This is a genomic window from Acinetobacter sp. 802_lipA, assembly GCF_058242885.1.
Genome location: NZ_JBZAYP010000001.1, coordinates 413,779 through 438,749, shown reverse-complemented (window position 1 = coordinate 438,749; position 24,971 = coordinate 413,779). Strand labels below are relative to the sequence as shown.

The following is a 24,971-nucleotide window of genomic DNA, read 5'->3' as shown; positions in this document are numbered from 1 at the left end:
CTACATGTGCCAATAATTTTTTTAGTCTTGTCCTAATTCTTTTAGAATCAGTTCGCGGATTTCATCGGGAAGTCGACGGGGTTTCATTTCTGAACTGATACATGCCAATTCGACCTCACCAGATGCAAGCATGATTTCACCACGATAAATATTTTGTTGCAACACAAATGACGTAGCCTTACACGAAACAACACTTGCTGTAACAGTAATTAAATCATCCATTAAAATTGGACGTGAATATTTCACATTAATTTTGTGTACAACGAAGTTATAGTCTTTTTGATGCCAGTAATGATCTACACCAGAAGCACGTAACCACTCGGTACGGGTACGCTCCATAAAGCGAATATGATTGGCGTGGTAAACAATGCCACCTGCATCAGTATCTTCAATATAGACACGAATGTTGAATTCAAATTTATTCGCCATGAGAGTATTCCGTTTTTCCAGTTGTACGAGTCGATTTAGATTGACTTGGCGCTTTTATATTTAAGGACAGGGTCTTAAAATTGATGCACGTCAAAGTACTAATGCGTCGCAGTTTAGCATTATGAGATTTCACTCCAATGGCACAAGATGTCAAATATTGTGATTCATGACTGTTGGGGGAGTTGAACGCTGTATGGCTATAAAAATATAAGGATAAGGGAATGAATGGTTATTTTAAACTGCTGCTTATTTTGGCTGTGGCATTTGCGCTGTGGACATATTGGCTTAAGCCTGAGCAAGGAAGCAGAAGTTTAGAGTTATATTCACCGATTGAAAATGTACAGCAAGTTGAAGGCTACACAATTACTTCCTTAGAACCATATGCGGGAGAGTTTCGTGTGTTGGCGCGTGAAAACTATAGGATGGGTCGTGAAGCAGAGCTAAGTCCTGTGGATTTTGCTTTGGGTTGGAACGAGATGGCGAAGCCTGAAGTCTACAAGCAACTATCTATTACACAAAGTAATCGTTGGTATTATTGGCGTTATGAGAACAATCCACCCATTCCAGTAAATGACATTGCCTCGAGTAGTGCCAATACGCATTTGATCCCAGCCAATAAAGTTGTTGCACAAAAACTTGCAGATATTGATGTAGACGACATGGTTTATTTAAAAGGGCAACTGGTTGAAGTTAAATCGACTGATGGTTGGACATGGCGCAGTTCACTGAGTCGGACAGACACAGGAAATGGGGCGTGTGAGTTAATGCTGGTCGAAGAGGTGAGGGTGATGTAAATTGAACAAGATTCAGAGTAAGGCTAGTTTAAGTATCTTGCACAATTCAGATATATTCTGAATTCCGATATTCGACATGGTGAAGTATGTAAATCAGACATGTAGCTTGTTTAGTGAAGTGGAAAAGGTAAGTCCATAGTCTTTACTAACTAACATAAAAAAATAAGAGAAAGTTGTTTTATGGCAAAGAAGCTTTTAGGAATAACTCTTAGCGCATTTATATTAATAGCTTGTGACTCTAATAAAGAACTAGAAACTCAAGAGTTTATAACACCACGCGACCAATATGGCGCACGTTATAGTGTAGGCGATTTAGGAGGGAAGCCTGTTAACCTTGGTAGAGAAGCGCCTTGGGTTGAATATGACGATAATTCAGGTTTCGTAACAGGTAAGAAATATAAACGCAAGACGCGGACCTATCAATCTAAAATTCAGGCCTTTGGGTTTGATATGCGTTATACCGATGGATTGGTTTTAGTCGATTATTATAAAGCATCACCTTATTCAAGCGAACAATATAATGCAGAAATTAACTTGCCTGATAATCATTGGCTAAGTGTAAGTGTATATGCAGATAGGCATTATAATGGCGATTTATCAACGAAATTAATCAATTCAACGTTGGATACAAAAATAACATCAAAAAAACATTTAGAGGAATTCAATTTTAGGGATATATATTTGCCTAGTGATGAGTATGAATATGGTCTACAGAAATATATTCCTCATCCTAAATGGGTGAAACGAAATAAGGAATTAATAGCTATAAATACGGGGTCTAATGCTTTATACGATATAGATGATTTATATGTTGAAAAAAATGAAAAAGGAAAGGTACTTACCTTAATTACATGTGGAGATTCGGAAAATCCAATAGCACGTGAATGTAAACAGGAATTTGTTTTGAAGCCTGAAATGAGAGCTCGTGTTACTACTATATTTCAAAGTGTTCATTTGCAGGATTGGAAAATCATTCAATTAAAAGCAAAAAAAGTCGTACAGGGTTTTATTGTCGAACCTAATAATTATAACGGTGTATAACATGACAGCTATAAACATACTTAGGATAATCTGATCATCAATTCAATTTTTAATATCTTATATGTCTTTATCTAAGTGACTTCAAATTATTTTAAATCAGTAAGAAAAAGGGAGATTCACTCCCTTTTCAATCATTTTTCTTTTGGTTCAGGCGGTGTCATACCAAACTGCAAATATGCCATATTGGTGGCAATACGGCCACGGGCTGTCCGCATCACATAACCTTGTTGAATTAAATACGGTTCAATCACGTCCTCTAATGTACCTGAGTCTTCAGCCATCGCTGCTGCCAAAGCTTCTACACCACCAGGGCCGCCATCAAAACGTTCAAGTAACATACTCAAATAACGGCGGTCTAAAGTGTCTAAACCATCTTTATCGACATTCAGCATATCGAGTGCACGCTGAGCCATATCTTGTGTCACTTCACCAGTACCTTTGACTTGCGCATAGTCACGGACTCGACGCAATAAACGGTTGGCAATACGTGGTGTGCCGCGCGAACGACGTGCAATTTCTGCTGAACCTTCACGCGTAATAGGCACATCCATCAAATTGGCTGAACGAGTCACAATATGCGTCAAGTCAGTGACTGAATAGAACTCAAGGCGTTGCACAATACCAAAACGGTCACGTAAAGGAGAGGTGAGGAGTCCAGCACGTGTGGTTGCGGCAACTAAAGTAAAAGGAGGTAAGTCGAGCTTAATTGAACGCGCCGCAGGACCTTCACCAATCATAATGTCGAGTTGGTAGTCTTCCATGGCAGGATAAAGAATTTCTTCAATCACTGGTGAAAGGCGGTGGATTTCATCGATGAACAGCACATCACCTTCTTCAAGGTTGGTCAGCATGGCTGCCAAGTCTCCAGCACGTTCTAGTACAGGGCCTGAAGTCGACTTTAAGTTTCCACCCATTTCACGCGCAATAATATTGGCAAGTGTGGTTTTACCTAGTCCCGGAGGACCAAAAATTAAGGTGTGATCGAGTGCTTCACCACGACCACGGGCTGCGCCAATAAAGATTTCCATTTGTTCACGAACCACGGGCTGACCGATGTAGTCATCGAGTGAGGTCGGGCGGATAGCGCGGTCGATATGATCTTCGGGTTTTTCGGAACCACCGATGAGACGGTCTTGCATATAGTTAAATCAATCTCTGGCTGAACTTTCGAGGCACAGCCTCAAATTATGATTTGTGTTTAGGTACCATTGTGTAGGCATTGCCTTACTTTTAAAAGATCAAAAGTAACAAAAATCTTGTGTTGGATTGAGGATATGTCCTTATATCCCAATCCAACATGGCGACATCCATGTCGCCTTCGTGTGTCTATTTGGATTATTTATTCATCGATTTGAGTGCAGCACGGATGATGTCGCTTGCTTCAGTGAAATCACCTTTTGCAGCATTGACCAATTTCTGTGCTTCTAAAGGTTTGTAACCTAAAGATTGTAATGCCGCTTCGGCTTCTGCCACGGCAGAGTTACCTGTGAACTGAATTTGTTCAACAGTTGAATTGCTTGGTACTGTGCCTGAAGACATCGCTTTAAAGCGATCACGTAGTTCGATCATGAGGCGTTCAGCAGTTTTTTTACCCACGCCCGGTACTTTAACCAGTGTATTGATATCTTCATGCTCAACAGTATGAATCAGCATATCGACACTAAGCGTGGATAATATACCTAAAGCCATTTTAGGACCGACACCGTTGACCTTTAATAGGGTGCGGAAAATGATTTTTTCCTGTTGATGCAAAAAGCCATAAAGTAGTTGAGCATCCTCACGCACGGCAAGGTGTGTCCATAAGGTAATTTTTTGGCCTTTTTGTAGTTGGCAGAAGGTCGTCAGTGGTGTATCAATTTCATAACCAACACCATTTACATTTAAAAGTACGGTGGGTGCTTCTAGTGCGAAGACTTCACCAATAAGACATCCGATCATGTTGTGTGATTCACTTTTTTATCAATGGTTGCATAGTAGTGAGCATTGCGCAGAAAGGCAAAATACTCACTGAAAATTGAGTTCGGATTGATGGCTTTATCATCAAACTGGATGTTGATGACACATTTAAATCAATCCTGCCTTATTGCCTTGTAACTCTTGAGACAAGTTATACGCTTGGTGGTCTGAAAATTTAGAAATAATATCTAAGACCTGCATGATATTTTCATAATGGTTGCTGCCAAAGTGTGCACCAGAACGACATAAAATAGCCATTAAGCGTTGTTCTTTAAAGCTCAATGTTTTATGCGGTGTAGTGAGCGGAATAAAGGCATCTAAAATATTTTGCAAACTTTGATGGGCAATAATTTCCAAACCTGCTTTTTGTGGGTGTTCAAATATTTTATCGCGGGCTAAATCTTTTGCACGGTTAATGCCTAACTCAATATCGGCAGCACAGTATTGCAGTAAGCTGCCCGCCAGTTGTCCGTTTAAAATTTCAAAATGATGCTTAGCAAAAGCAGATGTGACTTCTTCAACCAGACGTTTCATCACTCGTCCACGCAGGGCTGCAATTTTTTGCTGCCATGTGGTATCTGGCATTGACAGTTCAGTTGGTGCGCTGTATTCACCCAGCAAGCTTAAAAAAATCGGTTCGACTTCTTCATAAGACAACATATTTAAAATAATGCCATCTTCAAGATCAATCAGGGCGTAGCAAATATCATCTGCTGCTTCAAGCAAATAAGTCAGCGGATGACGACAATAATGGTATTCACCCAGTTGAATCAGTCCGAGTTGCTCTGCAATTTGTTGCAGGATTTCTTTTTCTGCCTGATAGCAGCCAAATTTGGCACGTTTACTGGCAGGAGTATTGCCTTGTGATTCGATGGTTTTCGATAGCCACGGATATTTTAAATAAGCGCCCAGTGTTGCATAGGTCAGACGCATGCCACCATCATTAGGGTGATAGTCAATTTTAGTCAGTAAGCGTAGACCTTGGGCATTTCCTTCAAACTGACGCACATCGGCTTGTTCTTCTGGGGAAAGTTTCTCTAAAAAGTTGCCATGTGATGCATCGTCGAACCATTCACGAATGGCATACTCACCTGCATGACCAAACGGTGGATTCCCAATATCATGTGCTAAACAAGCCGCTTGAATAATGGCTCCAACATCGGCAGGGGAAATCCAAATTGGTAGTTCGTCCTTGATCTTTTCCGCTGCGAGCATGCCGAGAGAGCGTCCAATGCATGAGACTTCGAGTGAATGCGTTAAACGAGTATGAATGCCATCGTGTTGAGTCAGTGGATGGACTTGGGTTTTTCGGTTCAGTTGGCGAAAACTTTGGGAAAAAATAATTCGATCATAATCTTTGTGAAATGGGCTGCGTGCCAATTCGGTATTTTGTTTTTTACTTCCAATACGAACTGTTGAGAGCAGTTCCAACCAACGCATTTGCATCATTTATCGTTATTCAGTAAGTCATTGGCTTCATCATGCCAAAAAAGTGTGACGAGCTCTAGAGGGCTGCGACATAAGTTGTCTTTTAATTTATGCAGTATTAAGTTTTCAGAAATAGAACATCTTAAAGCAGTCATGTTTGTTCTCAAGGAGGCTATCGACTTCGTTATTTGCAGCTTAAATATCAATTGAAAATGGTTTTTAGAACTGAATCAAAGCCTAAAAGTCGGGGATCTTTGAAATTTATCTCTTAAAACATTTGTTACTAATCATGTTTGATTTTTAAAGTCAAAGTAAATTGATCTTTTAAAACAAAGAAATCTCACTTTTTTAAGTCGTAGACGACTAGCTGATTTTGGCAATACACAGTAGAATATGCGCTCTCTTCAAGTCACATTGAGGTAGGTTGTCTAGACCTGCCCGTGGAGCCAAAAACAGCATGTTTATCGTTGCCGGTGCACCTGCACACTCTTCTTTTAAGCAAACACAACTTTTAACACGTCTATCGTCTATCAGTTCTGTTCAATCAATAGAAAGCCAATGGGTTTACCTTTTCGACCAAGCGCTCGACGAGCAACAACAGCAATCTGCTTTGCAGCTATTAAATGATGGCGCAACCTTCCAAGTTCGCGAAGCGACAAGTGATGAAGTTCAAGTCCTTGTGACGCCACGTGTAGGTACAATCTCGCCGTGGTCATCAAAGGCAACGGATATTTTTGCTAACTGTAATACCCCGATACACCGCTTAGAACGCGGTGTTTTGTTTACTTTAAAGGGTATTTCTGAAGTATCGGATGCAGTGAAGCAAGTTTTACATGACCGTATGACTGAAAGTGTGTTCAATCAAATTGAAGACGCTGCTGCATTGTTCTCTGAAACTGCACCAAAGCCTTTAAACGCAATCGACATATTAGGTCAGGGTAAAGACGCTTTAGTGAAGGCGAACTCTGAGTTTGGTTTTGCACTCTCTGATGAAGAAATTGATTATTTAGTTGCTGCATTTAACAAGCTCGGTCGTAATCCGCACGATATCGAACTGATGATGTTTGCTCAGGCAAACTCAGAGCACTGTCGTCATAAAATCTTTGGTTCTGAATGGACAATTGATGGTGAAAAACAGCCATTGTCATTGTTCCAAATGATTAAAAACACCTATAAAGAATCACCAACAGATGTATTGTCGGCATATAAAGACAATGCTTCGGTGATCGTTGGTTTTGATACTCAGCGTTTCTATCCAAAGAAAGATGAAGCGACGGGTCACCACGTTTATAAATATAAGAGCCAAGCCGCTCACATCCTGATGAAAGTGGAAACGCATAACCACCCAACAGCGATTGCACCATTTGCGGGTGCTGCGACTGGTTCGGGCGGTGAAATCCGTGATGAAGGCGCAACAGGTCGTGGTGGTAAACCAAAAGCAGGTTTAACTGGCTTTACGGTGTCTAACTTGAACATTCCGGGTTTTGAACAACCTTGGGAAGAAAATTACGGCAAACCATCTCGTATGGCATCTCCGCTTCAAATTATGATTGAAGGCCCATTGGGTGGTGCTGCGTTTAACAACGAATTTGGTCGTCCTGCGTTAAATGGTTACTTCCGTACATTTGAACAAAATGTAAATGGCGATGTAAAAGGCTTCCATAAGCCAATTATGATTGCGGGTGGTTACGGTAACATCCGTCCAGACCACGTGGAAAAAGATGCGATTCAACCAGGCGATTTACTCATCGTTCTCGGCGGCCCTGCAATGCTGATTGGTTTAGGTGGCGGTGCGGCATCTTCTGTAGACAGCGGTAAACTCGGTGAAAACCTAGACTTCGCTTCTGTACAACGTGAAAACCCTGAAATGGAACGTCGTTGCCAAGAAGTGATTGATGCATGCTGGCGTATGGAAGACTTCAACCCAATCGTGTCTGTGCATGACGTGGGTGCAGGTGGTGTTTCGAACGCAATGCCTGAATTGGTGAATGACCACGAACTGGGTGCGATTCTTGATTTACGTAAGATTCCTTCGCTTGAGCCGGGCATGTCACCAATGGAGATCTGGTCAAACGAAGCGCAAGAACGTTATGTGTTGGCGATTCGTCCAAGTTCTTTAGAATTATTTGAATCATTATGTGCACGTGAACGTTGTCCGTTTGCCGTTTTAGGTGAAGCAACAGAAGCGCGTCAATTGACGGTGAACGATCCATTGTTTGATAACAAAGCCGTGGATATGCCAATGCAAGTCATGCTAGGTGGCACACCTCGTATGAGCCGTTCGTATGAAACGATTGAACGTCAAGGCGACGACTTTGATGCTTCTAAAGTTACAGATTTGAAAGATGCAATTTACCGTGTACTTAAAAATCCAACGGTTGCATCGAAATCATTCCTGATCACCATTGGTGACCGTTCAATTACAGGTATGGTTGCACGTGATCAGTTTGTTGGCCGTTGGCAGGTTCCTGTTGCAGATGCAGCAGTAACCACAACAAGCTTACAAGGTTATACAGGTGAAGCAATGGCGATGGGTGAACGTCCGCCTGTTGCCTTGTTAAATCCTGCGGCATCTGCGCGTTTATCGGTTGCAGAGTCGATTTCAAATATTATGTCTGCAAAAATCGACCAGATCAGTGACATTAAATTGTCTGCAAACTGGATGGCGGCGGCAGGGCAAAAAGGTGAAGACCAAGCTTTATTCGAAGGTGTAAAAGCCATCGGTATGGAAATGTGTCCTGCACTCGGTATTGCAATTCCAGTGGGTAAAGACTCATTGTCAATGCGTACTACTTGGAATGATGAAGGCGAAGACAAATCGGTGACTTCACCGATGTCAGGTGTAATCACAGCCTTTGCTCCTGTGACTGATGTACGTAAAACCTTAACGCCTGAATTGAAAAATGAAGAATCAGTACTTGTCCGTATTGATCTTTCTAAAGGTCAGTTCCGCCTAGGTGGTTCGATCCTTGCTCAGGTTTATAAAGCGATTGGTTCAGTGACACCAGATGTAGATAGTTTTGATGACTTCAAAGCATTCTTTGTCTTGGTTCAAGACTGGAACAACCGCGGTTTAATCAAAGCGTATCACGACATTGGTGATGGTGGTTTACTTGCAACTGTTGCGGAAATGATGTTCGCTTCACGCTTAGGTGTGGCTTTAGCAGATCAATCAACTGAAAGTTTATTTGCAGAAGAAATTGGTGCAGTGCTTCAAATCAGCACGTCTGATTGGGCAACACTTGCAGAAGAAGTTGCGGCATCTACATTACGCGATGCAATTGCGGTCATTGGTACGGTAAACAACACCGATCAATTGACGGTAAATGGCTTAGTGCTTGAACGTGCAGACTTGCAAGTGGCGTGGACTGAAGTATCACATCAGATTCAACGTCTACGTGACAACGTAGAAACAGCGGATCAAGAATTTGCATTGATCACGGACAAATCACATGCTGGTATTATTGCAAAACCAACATTTGATTTGAATGAGCCAATCGAAGCGCCGTACATCAACGAACGTCGTCCAAACATGGTGATCTTACGTGAACAAGGCGTAAATGGTCATGTTGAAATGGCTGCGGCATTCGACAAAGTTGGTTTCAACACTGTAGACGTGCACATGAGCGACTTACTTGCAGGTCGTATCAGCCTAGATGACTTTGAAGGTCTTGTGGCATGTGGTGGTTTCTCTTACGGTGACGTCATGGGTGCAGGTGGTGGCTGGGCAAAATCAGTTTTGTTCAACCCGAAACTTCGTGACCAATTTGAAAAATTTTTCAATCGTGACGAAACGTTCTCTCTTGGTATTTGTAACGGCTGTCAAATGTTGTCGCAATTGGCTCCACTGATTCCGGGTGCTGAAGCTTGGCCGCGTTTCCACCGCAACACTTCTGAGATGTTTGAAGCGCGTGCAGTTAACGTTCGTGTTGAAAAATCGAACTCTGTATTGTTAGAAGGTATGGAAGGTTCAATCCTGCCGATCGCAGTTGCACATGGTGAAGGTCGTGTGGTGACAAGCGAAGATAACTTAGTGGCATTAAATGCAGGCAATCAAGTGATCTTGCGTTATGTCGATAGCCAAGGGAATCCAACTCAGCACTATCCAATGAACCCGAATGGTTCGCCAGAAGCGATTTCAGGTGTTACATCGAAAGATGGTCGTGCAACAATTATGATGCCGCACCCTGAACGTAACTTCCGTGCTGTACAGCATTCTTGGAAGCCTGAAGATTGGACAGAAGACGGTGCATGGTTACGTATGTTCCGCAATGCACGTAAGTTCATTGGTTAATTTGAAGTTTGTGTTTTGAAAAGCCACCTTCGGGTGGCTTTTTTATTGAATCGTCTTTTTTGTTTTTTTAATTTTTATTTCTCCCGTTGAAGTTGGTTTAGATTTTGCTTTTATATTTATGTGAAAGTGATATTGTGTAATAAATGCACAAATATCATGCACAATAGAAGAAAGATGGATTGCTAAACAAATTCAGTATCAACACTCATGTATGAGGTGATGACATGATTAAAACAGTTACATACGAAGCAGTGGATAAGTCTGCATTGCGTAAAAAAGGATGGAAGTTGTTTGCTGTGATTTTAAGCTTGCAATTGATCTTTTTGATTTTGGGTTATGCATTGCAGATGTGATTTTGAGAATTAAAAAACCGCCGTGAGGCGGTTTTTCTTTATAAGAATTTTATTTTTACTTTTGATTGGGCAAAAGTAACAAAACCCTTTTGTTAGACTGATGGGACGTCCTGTCCCACAGTCTAACGTGCGACATCCATGTCGCAAGTCATGTGATTGAATTTAGTCTTTGAAAATGTTGTGGTAAAAGTAAAGAAATTTCTCTTGAACAGTGTATTGAGATTTCAAGTGTTTTTTGTATTTATCACCCCAATGAGGTGGCTGATTGAAAATAAGAAAACCGAAGCTAAGTAAATCCATATTAGCATTCTGAAGATCAATCGAGTTTGGAGGATAATGAGTTTGTAGTGGATCTGAAAGACGTTGCTGATGTAGTTGGTATGTTTCTTCAACGATATTGGTCAAATGGTTATTTAGTTTGGTAATAATATAAGTATATTTATCAAATTCTTGTTTAGATATTTTCCCATTATATTTTAATAAAGTAGCACGTCCAATCATTCGAGCTTGATGTTCTAAATAGGTTTGATCCAGTATGCCTAGTATTTCTAAACCGAGTTCAGTGTTGTTTTTATCTTTAAAAAAATCTTTAATAAAATCAGGGTTATTAGTTTCTGTTTCTTGAATAAAAGCTAAAAGCTGTTTTTGTTCCTTAAGCGTTCGAAATTGTGTATAAGCCTGAATTGAACTGCTAATAAGCGATGCGAAGGGAATGGACTTAACGGCATCTTCTAAAAAAGTATTAGCAGTTTTAAAGAGTATTTCATCTGCAAGATTTTCAGTTGCGGTGAAAGGGTAATCCTCCCATAAATAACCGAAGTTAAAAGTAGAGGTTAAGCAGCCATTAGAGGTGGCTTTCCTTTGTTAGCTTGATGTGGTCTTTCATGGTTGTAATGCCACAACCAGTTTGTTGCATAATCTTGTACTTCATCCAAAGTATCAAATAAATGCTTGCTCAGCCAACTATAACGTATGGTCCGATTATAGCGTTCAATATACGCATTCTGCTGTGGCTTACCCGGTTGAATATATTCAATACGAATACCGTGCTCAGTAGCCCAGCGCACAAATTCGTGACTGATAAATTCGGGACCATTATCGCATCGGATCACTAACGGTTTTTCTCTGCACTCCAGCAATTGATTCAACGTACGAATAACCCTGATTGTGGGCAATGAGAACCCTGCTTCAATGGCTAGGCCTTCGCGGCGGTAATCATCAATCACATTCAATAATCGAAACTTGCGACCATCGGAAAGCTGATCATGCATAAAATCTAATGACCAAACCTGATTTTCTCGGATTGGTTCTTTCAATGGTTCAGGCGCATGCCGTTTTAGTCTTCTTCTCGGTTTAATACGCAGATTCAGTGCCAACTCACAGTAAATGCGGTAAACCCGCTTGTGATTCCAGCAGCAACTCTCAACATGCCGTAAATACGAGAAGCACAAACCAAAGCCCCAATCGGAATTTTCCTCAGTGAGTTCAATGAGCTGTTCAGCAATGAGTGCATTGTCATCGCTGAGTTTGGCTTGATAGCGGTAGCAGGTTTCACTAATGCCAAATGCTTTACAAGCCAAACGAATACTAATGGCATGCTGGGCAACTGCCTGTTGTGCCATCTTACGCCGGCAAGATGGCTTTACCACTTTTTTGCCATCGCTTCCTGGATGATTTCGGCCTTTAATCGCTCTTCCGCATACATCTTTTTAAGTCTGGTATTTTCGGCTTCTAGCTCTTTCAGTCGAGCCATTAATGATGTATCCATACCACCATATTTGGCACGCCATTTATAAAAGGTAGCATTACTCATGCCGTGTTCACGGCAAAGGGTCGCTACAGGTGTGCCAGATTCTGCCTGTTTCAAGATGGACATGATCTGACTGTCAGTAAATTTAGATGTTTTCATGCAGAATCTCCTGCTCGTATCTTAAGAGAAAATTCTACTTTTAGATCCTATTATTTTTAGGGGGGATTACCAAGCTAAATCTATTTTTGAATTTTTATTAGACATTGTACTAACCACTTCATATTATTATTTTTATATTAATGAAATACAACTTAAATAGAAATGCTCAAACTCATCTACTATGTTCCTGAATCTCACCTTGAATCTACCAAACTTGCGATTTTTGAAGCGGGGGCAGGTGGTATAGGAAACTATGAGCACTGTGCTTGGCAGGTCTTAAATACAGGCCAGTTTAAACCTGTAAAAGATGCAAATCCGTTTATAGGTGAGTTGGATGCTTTGGAGCAAATTCCAGAGTGGCGGGTAGAAACCATTGTTCCAGAGGAGAAAGCTGTCACTGTGGTAAAGGCTTTAAAATTAAGCCATCCCTATGAAGAGCCAGCTTTTGAGTTTATTCAGATGGTCGATGTTCTTCAATGGTGAATCTAAAAATATATTTGAGACACGTTAACGGCATTCGCAACTGTTTGAGGCAGGACTTAATTGATCAGATAAAGTTTCTGCGACTAAATAGATAAACGACGGAATAGAACGAGTTTTACGAATGACAATGGTTTTGCCTACTTTTCCCGAAAGAAAAGTAGGTCGAACCGAAGGTTAATCCTGAAATTAAAACTTTAATGAAAGGATTCCATTGAGAAAGCTAATATTAAACCTTCTGAATAAATAACTCACGATCAAAACGGTACTGCGGGAAAAATACACCGTCTTCTGCACGCTCACCTGCACCAATCACCATCACAGGGTATTGCTGATCATTTAGATTTAATAGTTTACGTACCAAAGGCTCATCAAAACCTTCCATCATACAACTATCAAAACCATAAGCCCGTAAAGCTAGCACTAGATTCTCACATGCTAAAGCTGTGGTTTTACTTGCCCAAAGTTTTGCATCGGCTTGATTAAATGCAGTTACAGGCAGTTGTTTGTCTAAGCTACGTGCAATTTTGAAAGCCACTTTCTTAAAGTTACCCAGTGCATTTAAGTAACCTGTCTTATAGTTATAAGGAATGAACTTATAATATTTCTGTACAGCCGCAGGTGCTTCAGGAAAAGGGAACTCGGTAATATTACGTTTTGCCATTTCATCATTACGGTCTGTACGCGCGACACATACGATCAGTTCTGACGCCGTTTTAGCTGCCAGCTGATTTAGGCAAGCTTTGACCAGTTGTTTTTTCTTGGTCGGGTTCTGTACCACATAAAAAGTCCACGGCTGTAGATTGGATGAGTTTGGCGCAAGCAGGGCCAAATCTAAACAGTCATCAAGCACATCAGCTGGAATTTCTGTCTTGGTAAATTTGCGAACCGAACGGCGGCTCTGGATGACTTTCTTAAAATTTTCGACATCGATGTCTTGTGGAGCAGGCTCAAAGTAACGCTTTTTTTCTGTAGTGTTCGACATAAGTAGTTTTTCCGAATGGGTTCTTAAATATGTTGGGACGGAAAATAAAAAAACCACTGTGTAATATGAAACACAGTGGTTTTTAGTGATTCAACGATCAAGGATTAGTTGAACTGGGTGAAATCAGGTTTACGCTTTTGCATAAATGCTGATACGGCTTCCATCATTTCTGGAGAGCCGACACGATCCATGAAAATTTCAGCTTCATGATCAATCCAAGCCACAATTTCATTTACATTGTGCTTCATCAACGCTTTAGACTGCACTAAAGAGGCTAAAGGTAAAGCAGACAATTGTGCCGCTTTTTTAGCTGCTGTAGCATACACATCATCTTCAATACTGTTCACAATATTTGCAGCAACTGCAGTTGCACTATCAAACTTCTGAGCGGTCAGCAGTAATTCAGCGGCTTTGTGATAACCTGCTTGTTCTACCAATAATTTGCTTGAAGCACCTTCTGGAGATAAACCAAGGCTGACAAATGGAATCTGGAATAGAGCAGTATTGTCGCTATATACCAAGTCACAATGTAACAGGATCGTTACCCCAATACCAATCGCCACACCACGTACAGCAGCAATCAACGGTTTAGAAAATTTTGCGGCAGATTTAAGTAAAATAAATGGAGGGCCTTCAGCCGCAGGTGCTTGACCTTTTTGCGCTGCAGATTTCATAAAATCTTGCATGTCGTTGCCAGCGGTAAAGTCCGCGTCTTCACCACGTAGAATGACAGCACGAACGCTATTGTCTAGATCTGCTTCATCTAAAGCTTTTGCGATCCATAAATAAAGTTCGCCATACAACGCATTCTTTGCTTCAGGACGGTGAATGGCTAATGTCAGTACGCCATTGTCTAATTTTGCATTCAAATGTTGATGAGGTTGTTGAATACAGCTCAGTGTCATCGTACTATCCTTGCTAGAAAGTTTGGTTTAATTTTATGGGCTCATTATGTCGCATAATTTTATGATCGACACAACTGACCAGTTCATAAAAAAGTAAAAGATTTATGCCATATACATTTGATTATCTCGTATTCATTGGTCGCTTCCAGCCATTTCACTTGGCACATATGCAAACCATCAAGATTGCTTTAGAGCAAAGTGAAAATGTCATTTTGGCTTTAGGCTCTGCGCAAAATGAACGAAATACGAAAAATCCATTTTTAGCATCTGAACGTGAAGAAATGATTTTATCGAACTTTTCAGAAGCACATCAAAAACGGATTCACTTTGTACATGTAATTGATGTTTATAATGATGTTAAATGGGTGCAATTGGTAAAAAAATTAGTGAATCATGTAGTCACACCTGAGGCGAAGGTTGGACTGATTGGCCATTTTAAAGATGATTCCTCGTATTATTTACAGCTTTTTCCTGAGTGGCAAATGGTTGAGCTCGATAGTCTACAAGACGCGATGTCTGCAACACCTGTTCGTGAGGCTTATTATCGAGGCGATATTTTAGAGCAGGCGTTTCCATTGGGGACCAGTGAGTTTTTACATAAATTCCAACAAAGTGAAATATATAAACAGTTACAACACAAATTTTTAACTCAGGACCTATCCAATTTAGACTAATGTTCTCAGTCGAATAAAAATATTTCGACGAGGATCGAGTTCCATGGATAGAAAACAACAGATGAAACAGATTGCACGTTATGCGGTCATTAAAAATGCTTTGTTGATTGCAGGTGTTACATTTGCATTCAGCACTCAAGTACAGGCCCAATCATGGACATTGACACCTCAGAGTAATGTAGGTTTTGAAATTAAATCCTTAGGTGTAACCGTTGTAAGAGCTAAGTTTAATCGTGTGCAATCTAGCATGCAGTTTGATGCCAAAGCACCACAGCATGCTTCAACGAACTTTGTCATGGATGTAAATAGCCTAAGCTTAAGTAAACCTTCACTGAAAAATATGATTTTGGGTGAAGATTTGTTTTATGCATCCAAGTACAAAACCGCTAATTTTAAAAGTACCAGTTTTAAAGATTTGGGTGGCGGTCAATATAATATTGTTGGGAACCTAACACTTCGCGGCATTACCAAGCCTGTTAGCTTTAACACGACTTTAAAACCAAGTGCCAGTAATGCCAATCTGCTGGATGTTCACTCATCAGCCGTGATTAGCCGAAGTGACTTTGGCATGAAAAAAGCCATTGCTGGTGTAGGCGAAAAAGTGAATATTCAACTGTCAGGGCAGTGGAAAGTGCAATAGAGGCTTCATATCTTAAAGACCTATATTCAGGGCTTTATTAATTCATCGCTGCGTGAGCCTGTTCAATCAAGAGATCTGTTAGCAGATTTAACTGCATCGACTGCTGTTTCCAATGATGCCAATACAAAGGCAAATCGATATTGAGTTCAGGATCCACCTCAACCAATGAGCCATCCTGGAAACGCGGTTTGGCTTGGTAATAGGGCAACCAACCATAGCCGAGTCCCATCGTAACCGCATCAAAAAATGCACTGGAAGATGGAATAAAGTGATGTGGATATTGAGTTGGATTGAGGCCAAACTTTTGTTGGATATACGCGGTGTGGAGTTGGTCTTTTGCATTAAAGATCAGTGCAGGAGCTGTACGTAGAGACTCTCGGTTGACACCTTGTTTAAACCATTGCTGCACAAAAGTTGGCGTGGCGACAAAACGATAGTTCATATCGCCAATGTATTCCGCTACGCAGCCCTTCATGGCTTGGGATTCATCTGTCACGCAGGCATTCACCAAACCGGCTTCAAGTAAGTGGTGGGTTTGCGATTGGTCATCGACCTGAAAATGCACCACGATCTTTTTTTCAATTAATGTCGACTGTAGCAAGGGCAACAGCCATGTCGCTAAGGAGTCGGCATTGGTTGCAATGTTGATTTGATAAAAAGCAGAGGTGTTCATATGACCCGTGAGGTTCTGAAAGAAACTTTGCTCTAACAGTCGGCTATGTTGCAAATAATGCAGCAGTGATTGACCTGACTGTGTGGGTCGGCAGGGTCTTTCCCGCACAATTAATAAATGTCCCAAGCTTTTTTCTAAGCTTTGTACGCGTAAAGTGACGGCTGAAGCAGTAATGCATAGCTGTTCAGCAGCAAGGTCAAAACTTCCTGTTTCTGCCACAGCTAAAAATGCGTCGCACTGTTTATGATTCAGCATATCAAGACTCACTTTAAACTAAAAATATTTTAGTTATATTGATATTTTCTAAATAATACTTAATTAAATGAAAAATGAAAGATAATCCTGACATCATCAATTAAGTTGAAAAGTCAAAATGTTAAGTACATATGTACAAGGGTTTGCAGTCGGGATGAGCCTCATTATTGCCATTGGGGCTCAAAATGCATTCGTGCTAAAACAGGGGCTCAAAAAGCAGTTCGTTTTTTGGGTGTGTCTTGTCTGTGCACTGTCGGATTCGATTTTAATTGTCTTAGGCGTTTCGGGTTTTTCAAAAGTGCTTCAGCACTATCCTGAAATTATTCAGTTTGCCAAATGGGCGGGGGCACTTTTCCTGTTTTGTTATGGATTCCAACATGCGCTGCGGGCATTCAAATCACAGCAGGGCTTGGAGGCAAGTCCCATTGAAAAGCATCATCTAGTGAATATTATTTTGCTGTGTTTGGCGCTGACTTGGCTTAATCCGCATGTGTATTTAGATACGGTTATTTTACTGGGTTCTATTTCAACTCAGTTTGAGCAACCTGCGTACTTTGCTTTAGGGGCTGTGTGTGCATCTTGGTTGTTTTTCTTTGCTTTGGGCTATGGTGCTCGCGTATTGATTCCGATTTTTGCCAATCCGAAAGCGTGGAATCTACTGGATGCGATTATTGCTTTAGTGATGTGGGGAATCGCCATTTCACTGCTTGTGAAGTAAAAGTGTGTGCAATAAAAACTATAAATTAAAAAATCACAAAAAACAAAGCCCGCATTTGCGGGCTGATGTACATTAAGCCTGTAATGCTTTTAAGTCTTCTAAAACTTGTTCAGCATGTCCCGCAGCTTTTACCTTACGATACGCTTTAACCAGCTTACCGTTATGGAAAATAAAAGTTGAGCGCTCAATACCCATCACTTTTTTACCATACATATTTTTTTCTTTAATCACATCAAAGTGTTTACACAGCACTTCTTCTTTGTCGCTAATTAAATTAATGGTTAAAGCCTGCTTTTCTGTAAAATTCTGGTGCGCTTTAACCGAGTCACGTGAAACACCAATGATTGTGGTTTGTAGGGCATCGAACTGATCTTTTAAACATGAAAAACCAACGGCTTGAGTTGTGCAACCAGGCGTTGAATCTTTCGGGTAAAAATACACAATCAGCCACTCAGTCGGCACTTCAGTTAAGTTCACTTCACCCGTTGTGGCTGGAAAGTTCTGATTTGGGAGTTGGATGGTATCAGTCATGTTCTATCCTTAAATGTCGCGTTGTTCTAATTCAAGTGGTAAAAAGGCATAATTTTCGTGATACAGAATATCACCTTTAACGACCGAAAGTGGATGTTTGAAAATTGGGCCATCAATCACCGTAGTGTGGAATTCACCCGCTTCACCACAAGGGTCAATACCTCTTGCAACCAGTTCATTGACATATTCAAGGCTAAGCACTTGACCTAAGTCTTCAACTGTCATGCCTAAGTTTAAGTTGACCGTAACGATGATGCTTTGAAAACCAAGCTGAATAAGCTCATGCACAATGTCTGAACGTGGACGTTGCCACAATGGCATACATAAGCTGAGCTCACTTTTATCGCAAACGGATTGATTCCATTCAGCATGTGCCATTAAATCAATATCACCTGTGACTAAACTTTCTGCTCCAAGAGCTTGAGCTTTTCGTAACAGTTGAATGAACTGGTTTTCATAGTCTTGCCATGTCGCAGAGGCACTGTAGATGGGAAGCTCAATTGCTTTGGCCTGCGCATGAATAATTTCGAGGGACATTCCATGTGAGCGTGATTTCAGACCTTGCTCTTCTAACATGACAATTAATGCAACAGGTTCACCCATTTGCATCGCTTGGTATAAAGCAAGGCTGCTGTCTTTTCCACCACTATATGACGCAACAAATTTGCGATTTTGGGCGCGTGTATTCCATTCGGTGAGCATATTTTCAGGTTCTATCTATTTTGAACATATAAAAAAGCCTGCATAGAGCAGGCTTTATTCACATTCAGTGAATTATTTTTTCGGAGCAGCTTTCATTGCTTCTTCAGTTAAAGATTTTAATTTACCTGTTAACTGTGGACCGAAACATGTTTGCAAGTCTTTATTTTGCTTTTGTACAAAAGCTAAAGTAGATGGGCTTTTCTTTTGGTTGATCGCACTTTGGATTTCCCATTTTTGTGCATTGGTCAACTTACCATCAGCTTCAACTGCACAAGTACAGTATTTGCTTACTTCTGCTGCGCTAAGCTTTTTGCTTTTTGCAGTTTCTTCTTTACAAACATTAATTAATGCCGATTTTACATTGCTGCTTTTATACGCTTCTTGTAATTTGTTCGATTCAGCAGCATTTGAAGCTGTAGCGAACAATGCAGCTGCAGACACCAATGTAGAAAGCAAAATGTTTGATTTTAAATTTTTCATAAACTGTACCTTGTCGTTACGGTATATAACGCGTTGGGTCTGTTACGCCAGCATCTGCAAAACCTTCTTTACGAAGACGGCAGCTGTCGCATTTCCCACAAGCACGTCCTTGGTCATCTGCTTGGTAGCAAGACACCGTTTGACTATAGTCTACGCCATGTTCTATACCTAAGCGAATAATATTTGCTTTGGATAAATGTAACAGAGGTGTTTCAAATTTAAGAGGTTTTCCTTCAACGCCAACCTTGGTTGCAAGGCGAGCCATGTTGGCAAATGCCTCAATAAATTCAGGACGACAGTCAGGATACCCTGAATAATCAACAGCATTAATACCAATCACAATGGCTTCGGCATCTAAAACTTCTGCTGCTGCTAGGGCATAAGATAAGAAAATCGTGTTACGTGCTGGAACATAAGTTACAGGAATACCGACTTGTTCATGATCTGGAACATCAATGCTATGGTCTGTTAACGCAGAACCGCCCAAATTACCTAAGTCGATATTAATGACACGATGTTCTACGCCTGCTTTTTTTGTCAGTTCGCGTGCGGCATCGAGCTCAGTGGTTGAGCGTTGACCATACATAAAGCTGAGCGCTGTACAGTCATACTGTGCTTGCGCCCATGCTAAACAAGTTGTTGAGTCTAAACCGCCAGATAACAAAACTATGGCACGAGGGCGCATACAAATTTCTCCAAATATAAATTAAAGATGAATAGGCAATGTATTAGCGACCAGTTTCGTCATTCCAAAGCAACTTGTGGAGTTGGAGTTGGAAGCAAACAGGGAGATGGTCTTCTAATATCCATTGCGCTAAGTCACGTGCAAGTTGAGGTAAACGAGTAGCACCTTTCTCAACGGCAAAAGCAGGAGAGAACCATACTGTGCTGACTTTTTCATTGAGTTTATAGTCTTCAACTTGCTGTTTTGACCATTCATAATCCTCACGGTTACAAATGACAAATTTGATTTGGTCGTGCTGGGTTAAATGGTCGAGATTCGAAAGCAAATTTCGTGCAACTTCACCTGAAGTTGGGGTTTTCAAATCTAATACTTTTGAAACACGTGGGTCAACCTTAGACACATCTAAAGCGCCACTGGTTTCTAAAGAGACTTGACAGCCGAGGTCAGCAAGACGTTGCATTAAAGGCAACGCATTGGGCTGTGCAAGAGGTTCACCACCTGTCACGCAGACATAAGGGGTTTTAAAATCAAGCGTGGTTTGAATAATCTGATCTAAAGATTGGCGTTCGCCACCTTCAAACGAGTAGGTCGTATCGCAGTATGTACAACGTAGTGGACAACCCGTTAAACGAATAAAAACTGTTGGCAGTCCTGAGGTGTTGGCTTCTCCTTGCAAAGAATAAAAGATCTCCGTGATACGTAGACCCGCAGAAGGATCAGAAACAGGGATAGCAGAAGATCGAAGCGTATTCATAGCAAAATTAAACCACAGGTTAGAAAAACAAAAATCTCTACGGCTAGTCTTAACCGTAGAGATGAGGAACTTTAGTTCCGAACGACAACGAAAAATTATTCGTCGCGTAGTAAATCGTTCAAGCTCGTTTTAGAACGTGTTTGTGCATCTACTTTTTTCACGATGATTGCAGCATACAGGCTGTAAGTACCGCATTTAGAAGGTAAGCTACCTGCAACTACAACAGAACCTGCTGGTACACGACCATAGTGAATTTCGCCAGTTGCACGGTCAAAAATCTTAGTCGATTGACCAATGAACACGCCCATCGAAATCACAGAACCTTCTTCTACGATCACGCCTTCTACGATTTCAGAACGTGCACCGATGAAGCAGTTGTCTTCAATAATCGTTGGGTTTGCTTGAAGTGGCTCAAGAACACCACCAATTCCTACACCACCAGATAAGTGAACGTTTTTACCAATTTGAGCACATGAACCAACAGTTGCCCATGTGTCAACCATGGTGCCTTCGTCAACATATGCACCAATGTTGACATAAGAAGGCATTAACACCACGTTTTTCGCTTGGAAAGAGCCTTTACGTGCAACCGCAGGAGGAACAACACGTACGCCAGCCGCTTTAAACTGTTCTTCAGTCCAACCTGTAAATTTGGTATCTACTTTGTCGTAGAATTGAAGGTCACATGACTCAATTGGTTTGTTGTCATTTAGTTTGAATGATAAAAGCACAGCTTTTTTCACCCATTGATGAACAACCCACTCACCATCAATTTTTTCAGCAACACGTAATGTCCCGTTATCTAAACCAGCAATGACTTCTTCAACTGCTGCACGAACTTCAGCAGGACAGTCCGCTGCTGTAAAATTCGCACGGTCTTCAAACGCTTGTTCAATAATTGTTGAAAGCTGAGACATGATCTTCCTTCCAGAAAAAAAATTTTCCTGATTTTACACTATATTGTGCAGAGAATAGATGAAAAAACAGCATAGGATCGGAAATAATAATGAATGATTGGATATAAGGCTTTTAGAGCCGGTTTAACTGGAAAATTAAGTAAAGAATTGTGAATTAAAACAACAAGAAAGTATAAAATGTATCAAAAAATAACAAAAACAACCTAAATTTAGAATAAAAAACAGTCAAGAGGTGTTTTATGATGGGCTCATCAAAAAATTGTAAATGATGTAAAAAAATCTTTGATTGGAGGAGAAAAAACATGAAATCATTACGTTTAGTTGCAATTGCAGCAGCAATGTCAGCAGTCGCAGGTACAGCTTTTGCTGATGATGCAGTCGTAAAAGATGGTTATGCTTTTGACCAAAATAAATTAATTCCTACTGGTGTTCGTGCTGAAGTTGGTACAACAGGTTATGGCGGCGCTTTGTTGTGGACAGCTAACCCATATGTGGGTTTAGCGTTAGGTTACAACGGTGGTGACATTTCGTGGTCGGATGATGTGGAAGTTGACGATGTAAATTACGATGTCGATATGGATAACAATCTGACTTATTTAAATGCAGAAATTCGTCCATGGGGTGCAAGTACTAACAAATGGGCGCAGGCTGCATATATTGCCGCAGGTGTTGGCTATGTTGATCAACAATATGGTCTACAAGCCCGTAATGATGGTGGAACGATCAAAGTTGATGGGAAGGATACAGGTTTAAGCCAATTAAGCTATGACCTTGACTATAGCAATAATATCTCACCATATTTAGGTCTTGGTTATTCACCTCGAATTAATCAAAACTGGGGTGTCTTTGGTGAAGTCGGTGCATACTATACAGGCAACCCAACAGTATCGAACGTAAACTATCACGGTGGTTCACCAACTGATGCTACTTTAGTTGAAAAGCACATCAATGAAGTACGTAACGATGATAAATACGAGTGGATGCCAGTTGCTAAACTGGGTGTAAGTTACCACTGGTAATTAACAGATAAAAAACGAGCTTCGGCTCGTTTTTTTGTGTCTGATTTTAGCTAAATTCTTTAAAAATGATGGGCAAATTTGAGTCCTAAGATCCATGCATCATTATCATTCAGCGCTGAAAGTCCTGTAATGTTTGCCAGTGGATTTGAGTCGGAAGATGTTTTGGGCTTCTTAAAATGCAAATAATATAGACCAGCCGCAATATCAAACTCAGTGTTGTATGTGTACATGCTGCCTAGACCAATGCCTTGATAACCATCACTTGGATTAAGCGTAGATGCAGGATTATTAATCCCAGAGTCCCAGAGCAGCTCCATAGTACTCAGCCATTTTTTATTCCATACGTGTGCTATGCCAAGTTTTGCAGACCATTGATCTTCATTGTACTGAATAAGTTTAACGTCTTTGGCTTCAGGGTAAAATATCGCAACATAATCGATCACAGCTTTAAATTTGGGTGGTTGAATGACAAAGTCTTGCCAATTTACCCAGCGTAGCGTCCCATACAAAATATTTTGATAGGGAAGTCCTGTCATGAAATCAAGATTCACCGATTGTGGTGTTTTCACCTCCATCACATTGGGTGTGTCTACGCCGATCTCGATAGATTCTGTTGTAGTGATTTCATGTTTAATCGCTGAGCGATAAGTCAAAGATGTTCTAAAATAATATTCAGGAATTTTATAACTAATACCTGCTAACCAGCCCAAGCTTTCATCTTGCTTAAACTCGGCATCATAGCCATCAAACACAGAATAGGTCTGACCTTTCGCTTTTAAAGAGCCTGCAAAACTTTGATAGCTTAAACCGCCATAGACTTCCCATTGTGGGCTGAATTGGTAGCCTAAAAGCGAGCTGAGATTATGACTTTCAAAGTCGATATCGGCAGATTCAACTTCATGACTTTCACCGTAAATTTTTGGGCGATAGTGATAATCGATGTCTACAGCAAAAGGCTGGTCATAAATGACAGCAAATTTGAATTGAGGATTTAGTTGTAGTTTTAATGCAGCTCCCAGCATTACTTGTTCATTGCTTAAATTGCCTGTTGAAAAGTCATTTATGCCAAACTGTTGTAGTATCTCTGTATGTTGAACTTGGCCAGAAACATCTGGATCAATATAAGCCAGAGAAACTTCTGCATAATTTCCACGTTCAAAAAAGGGTTGTATTGTTTGACCTGACAGTTCAAAAGCAGCAGCAAAACTTGATCCCGACGAATAGAAACATAAACAAAGTAATGGAGAGCCCAACAGATTTTTATTCACTGTTATTGCTCACTAGTATTTTTATCATTTGAACAAATAATACACCATACCCATTTAAAGTATATGGTTTTAAAAATAAAAAAAGAGACTCTGGGGTCTCTTTTTAGAATAAAAGCCTTTTAGTCTTCAGGATAAGCTACTCTTTTAAGCGCTTTAATGTCTGCATCTGGTGAGCACAACGAGATAAATTCATAGCCATAGCCACGTAGGAGGTGACCTTTACGCACTGCAATCCATGTTGTATTGAGACCAAAAATATCAGTTGGAATTTGTTTTAAACGATAGTCACGTTCAACGTCATAGGCCACATTATTGACAATACCGACGCCCATATTGAGTTCAACATAGGTTTTAATCACGTCGGCATCTAAAGCAGACATTACGATGTCGACATCCACACCTGCATCTTCAAAGGCTTTGTCAATTTTTGAACGTCCAGTGAAACCGCCGTGATAGGTAATCAGTGGATATTCCGCCAAGTCTACAATACTAATATTTTGCTTGCTCGCCAGAGGGTGGCTTTGCGGGGTAATAATGCTGTGTTGCCAATTATAGAACGGTACACTAGCAAGATTGTCCTCAGTGGTCAGTGACTCAGTTGCAATACCAATATCAGCCTCACCTTGCAGAAGCATTTCGGTAATTTCAACTGGGCTGGCTTGTTGTAAAATAAGATGAACTTTTGGAAACTCTTTTTTAAATTGATTAACAATTGGCGGTAGCACATAACGCGCTTGGGTATGTGTAGTTGCAATCGTCAAAGTGCCTTCATCGACACGGTTAAAATCATCTGCAAGACGTTTAATATTGTCTGCGTCGACCAACATACGTTCAACAATACCCAGTAGTGCTTGACCTGGTTCAGTTAAACCCAGTAAGCGTTTCCCTTTACGAATAAAAAGCTGTACGCCTAATTCATCTTCTAGGTCTTTGATGTGCTTACTGACGCCTGACTGAGAGGTATACAGTGCAGCAGAGGCTTCGGTGAGGTTGAAGTTTTGTCTCACCGTTTCTCGAATAATTCTGAGTTGTTGAAAGTTCATAGTCTTGGATCTCTTTTATGATGAATGAGGCATTCAAC

26 protein-coding genes are annotated in these 24,971 nt (G+C 40.7%); 9 read left to right on the top strand and 17 right to left on the bottom strand.

The window, feature by feature from the left end:
- Positions 1 to 21: 21 nt before the first annotated feature.
- The gene (gene ybgC / locus AC4CU3_RS02190) at positions 22 to 429 is read right to left on the bottom strand and encodes a tol-pal system-associated acyl-CoA thioesterase (RefSeq protein WP_004693869.1); all 408 of its coding nucleotides are present in this window, start codon (positions 427 to 429) and stop codon (positions 22 to 24) included.
- Positions 430 to 650: 221 nt separating this feature from the next.
- Here ybgC and AC4CU3_RS02185 point away from each other — a divergent pair, with 221 nt between their 5' ends.
- Both AC4CU3_RS02185 and AC4CU3_RS02180 read left to right on the top strand, forming a co-directional pair.
- Entirely contained in the window at positions 651 to 1,223 is a 573-nt protein-coding gene (locus tag AC4CU3_RS02185) for a hypothetical protein (protein ID WP_279043692.1), read from the top strand.
- Between the two features lie 180 nt (positions 1,224 to 1,403).
- Positions 1,404 to 2,264 (top strand): hypothetical protein, encoded by an 861-nt coding sequence (locus tag AC4CU3_RS02180; protein ID WP_279043691.1) that lies wholly within the window; start codon positions 1,404 to 1,406, stop codon positions 2,262 to 2,264.
- Positions 2,265 to 2,395: 131 nt separating this feature from the next.
- On the opposite strand, the gene ruvB is transcribed toward AC4CU3_RS02180, so the two are convergent.
- The 3 genes from ruvB to AC4CU3_RS02165 all read right to left on the bottom strand — a co-directional run bounded on the left by ruvB (position 2,396) and on the right by AC4CU3_RS02165 (position 5,669).
- On the bottom strand, positions 2,396 to 3,403 hold the full coding sequence (ruvB, locus tag AC4CU3_RS02175; protein WP_087010806.1) for a Holliday junction branch migration DNA helicase RuvB: 1,008 nt from the start codon (positions 3,401 to 3,403) through the stop codon (positions 2,396 to 2,398).
- A 196-nt stretch (positions 3,404 to 3,599) separates the two neighbouring features.
- Entirely contained in the window at positions 3,600 to 4,202 is a 603-nt protein-coding gene (gene ruvA / locus AC4CU3_RS02170; RefSeq protein WP_125280477.1) for a Holliday junction branch migration protein RuvA, read from the bottom strand.
- Positions 4,203 to 4,328: 126 nt separating this feature from the next.
- A complete protein-coding gene (locus AC4CU3_RS02165; RefSeq protein WP_279043690.1) occupies positions 4,329 to 5,669 on the bottom strand; it encodes a deoxyguanosinetriphosphate triphosphohydrolase in 1,341 nt (446 codons plus the stop codon).
- Between the two features lie 436 nt (positions 5,670 to 6,105).
- Here AC4CU3_RS02165 and purL point away from each other — a divergent pair, with 436 nt between their 5' ends.
- Both purL and AC4CU3_RS02155 read left to right on the top strand, forming a co-directional pair.
- On the top strand, positions 6,106 to 9,942 hold the full coding sequence (gene purL / locus AC4CU3_RS02160; protein WP_279043689.1) for a phosphoribosylformylglycinamidine synthase: 3,837 nt from the start codon (positions 6,106 to 6,108) through the stop codon (positions 9,940 to 9,942).
- Between the two features lie 224 nt (positions 9,943 to 10,166).
- Entirely contained in the window at positions 10,167 to 10,295 is a 129-nt protein-coding gene (locus AC4CU3_RS02155) for a KGW motif small protein (RefSeq protein ID WP_004693854.1), read from the top strand.
- Positions 10,296 to 10,457: 162 nt separating this feature from the next.
- Here the strand turns inward: AC4CU3_RS02155 and AC4CU3_RS02150 are convergent, their stop codons facing one another.
- A complete protein-coding gene (locus tag AC4CU3_RS02150; protein WP_490737972.1) occupies positions 10,458 to 10,796 on the bottom strand; it encodes a hypothetical protein in 339 nt (112 codons plus the stop codon).
- Between the two features lie 332 nt (positions 10,797 to 11,128).
- Positions 11,129 to 12,204, bottom strand: a protein-coding gene (locus tag AC4CU3_RS02145) for an IS3 family transposase (protein WP_151867843.1) whose coding sequence is annotated in 2 segments (ribosomal slippage) — positions 11,129 to 11,952 and positions 11,952 to 12,204 — 1,077 coding nt in all. Because the reading frame shifts where the segments join, the coding sequence is not laid out codon by codon here.
- A gap of 162 nt (positions 12,205 to 12,366) precedes the next feature.
- Here AC4CU3_RS02145 and AC4CU3_RS02140 point away from each other — a divergent pair.
- Positions 12,367 to 12,687: an NGG1p interacting factor NIF3 gene (locus tag AC4CU3_RS02140; protein WP_490737971.1), complete on the top strand. Its 321-nt coding sequence runs from the start codon at positions 12,367 to 12,369 to the stop codon at positions 12,685 to 12,687.
- 226 nt (positions 12,688 to 12,913) lie between these two features.
- Here AC4CU3_RS02140 and AC4CU3_RS02135 read toward each other — a convergent pair whose 3' ends face one another.
- Together AC4CU3_RS02135 and AC4CU3_RS02130 are read right to left on the bottom strand one after the other, a co-directional pair.
- On the bottom strand, positions 12,914 to 13,669 hold the full coding sequence (locus AC4CU3_RS02135; protein WP_178927847.1) for a nitroreductase family protein: 756 nt from the start codon (positions 13,667 to 13,669) through the stop codon (positions 12,914 to 12,916).
- A gap of 104 nt (positions 13,670 to 13,773) precedes the next feature.
- A complete protein-coding gene (locus AC4CU3_RS02130) occupies positions 13,774 to 14,574 on the bottom strand; it encodes an enoyl-CoA hydratase-related protein (RefSeq protein ID WP_183173813.1) in 801 nt (266 codons plus the stop codon).
- A gap of 104 nt (positions 14,575 to 14,678) precedes the next feature.
- Between AC4CU3_RS02130 and AC4CU3_RS02125 the strand changes: the two genes are divergently transcribed.
- Together AC4CU3_RS02125 and AC4CU3_RS02120 are read left to right on the top strand one after the other, a co-directional pair.
- A complete protein-coding gene (locus AC4CU3_RS02125; RefSeq protein WP_126036059.1) occupies positions 14,679 to 15,248 on the top strand; it encodes a nicotinate-nicotinamide nucleotide adenylyltransferase in 570 nt (189 codons plus the stop codon).
- Between the two features lie 43 nt (positions 15,249 to 15,291).
- Complete coding sequence (locus AC4CU3_RS02120) at positions 15,292 to 15,888, top strand: YceI family protein (RefSeq protein ID WP_183173814.1); 597 nt, start codon at positions 15,292 to 15,294, stop codon at positions 15,886 to 15,888.
- A 37-nt stretch (positions 15,889 to 15,925) separates the two neighbouring features.
- Here the strand turns inward: AC4CU3_RS02120 and AC4CU3_RS02115 are convergent, their stop codons facing one another.
- Complete coding sequence (locus tag AC4CU3_RS02115) at positions 15,926 to 16,816, bottom strand: LysR family transcriptional regulator ArgP (protein ID WP_279043685.1); 891 nt, start codon at positions 16,814 to 16,816, stop codon at positions 15,926 to 15,928.
- Positions 16,817 to 16,934: 118 nt separating this feature from the next.
- Here AC4CU3_RS02115 and AC4CU3_RS02110 point away from each other — a divergent pair, with 118 nt between their 5' ends.
- Complete coding sequence (locus tag AC4CU3_RS02110; RefSeq protein ID WP_279043684.1) at positions 16,935 to 17,534, top strand: LysE/ArgO family amino acid transporter; 600 nt, start codon at positions 16,935 to 16,937, stop codon at positions 17,532 to 17,534.
- Positions 17,535 to 17,606: 72 nt separating this feature from the next.
- Here AC4CU3_RS02110 and AC4CU3_RS02105 read toward each other — a convergent pair whose 3' ends face one another.
- From AC4CU3_RS02105 to dapD, 6 genes are all read right to left on the bottom strand, one after another.
- Complete coding sequence (locus AC4CU3_RS02105) at positions 17,607 to 18,065, bottom strand: peroxiredoxin (protein WP_183176171.1); 459 nt, start codon at positions 18,063 to 18,065, stop codon at positions 17,607 to 17,609.
- A 9-nt stretch (positions 18,066 to 18,074) separates the two neighbouring features.
- The gene (locus AC4CU3_RS02100; RefSeq protein ID WP_490737970.1) at positions 18,075 to 18,767 is read right to left on the bottom strand and encodes a Dph6-related ATP pyrophosphatase; all 693 of its coding nucleotides are present in this window, start codon (positions 18,765 to 18,767) and stop codon (positions 18,075 to 18,077) included.
- Positions 18,768 to 18,839: 72 nt separating this feature from the next.
- Positions 18,840 to 19,247, bottom strand: coding sequence for a hypothetical protein (locus AC4CU3_RS02095; RefSeq protein WP_004693833.1), 408 nt, complete (start codon positions 19,245 to 19,247; stop codon positions 18,840 to 18,842).
- Between the two features lie 16 nt (positions 19,248 to 19,263).
- Positions 19,264 to 19,932 (bottom strand): 7-cyano-7-deazaguanine synthase QueC, encoded by a 669-nt coding sequence (gene queC, locus AC4CU3_RS02090; RefSeq protein ID WP_004693831.1) that lies wholly within the window; start codon positions 19,930 to 19,932, stop codon positions 19,264 to 19,266.
- 43 nt (positions 19,933 to 19,975) lie between these two features.
- Entirely contained in the window at positions 19,976 to 20,686 is a 711-nt protein-coding gene (queE, locus tag AC4CU3_RS02085) for a 7-carboxy-7-deazaguanine synthase QueE (protein WP_078425990.1), read from the bottom strand.
- A gap of 95 nt (positions 20,687 to 20,781) precedes the next feature.
- The gene (gene dapD, locus AC4CU3_RS02080) at positions 20,782 to 21,603 is read right to left on the bottom strand and encodes a 2,3,4,5-tetrahydropyridine-2,6-dicarboxylate N-succinyltransferase (RefSeq protein ID WP_004693827.1); all 822 of its coding nucleotides are present in this window, start codon (positions 21,601 to 21,603) and stop codon (positions 20,782 to 20,784) included.
- A 302-nt stretch (positions 21,604 to 21,905) separates the two neighbouring features.
- On the opposite strand from dapD, the gene carO reads away from it, so the two are divergent.
- Positions 21,906 to 22,622: an ornithine uptake porin CarO gene (gene carO / locus AC4CU3_RS02075; RefSeq protein ID WP_279737085.1), complete on the top strand. Its 717-nt coding sequence runs from the start codon at positions 21,906 to 21,908 to the stop codon at positions 22,620 to 22,622.
- 59 nt (positions 22,623 to 22,681) lie between these two features.
- On the opposite strand, the gene AC4CU3_RS02070 is transcribed toward carO, so the two are convergent.
- Both AC4CU3_RS02070 and AC4CU3_RS02065 read right to left on the bottom strand, forming a co-directional pair.
- Positions 22,682 to 23,890, bottom strand: a complete 1,209-nt coding sequence (locus tag AC4CU3_RS02070) for an outer membrane protein transport protein (protein ID WP_490737969.1) — start codon at positions 23,888 to 23,890, stop codon at positions 22,682 to 22,684.
- Between the two features lie 119 nt (positions 23,891 to 24,009).
- The gene (locus tag AC4CU3_RS02065; RefSeq protein WP_490737968.1) at positions 24,010 to 24,933 is read right to left on the bottom strand and encodes a CysB family HTH-type transcriptional regulator; all 924 of its coding nucleotides are present in this window, start codon (positions 24,931 to 24,933) and stop codon (positions 24,010 to 24,012) included.
- Positions 24,934 to 24,971 lie beyond the last annotated feature (38 nt).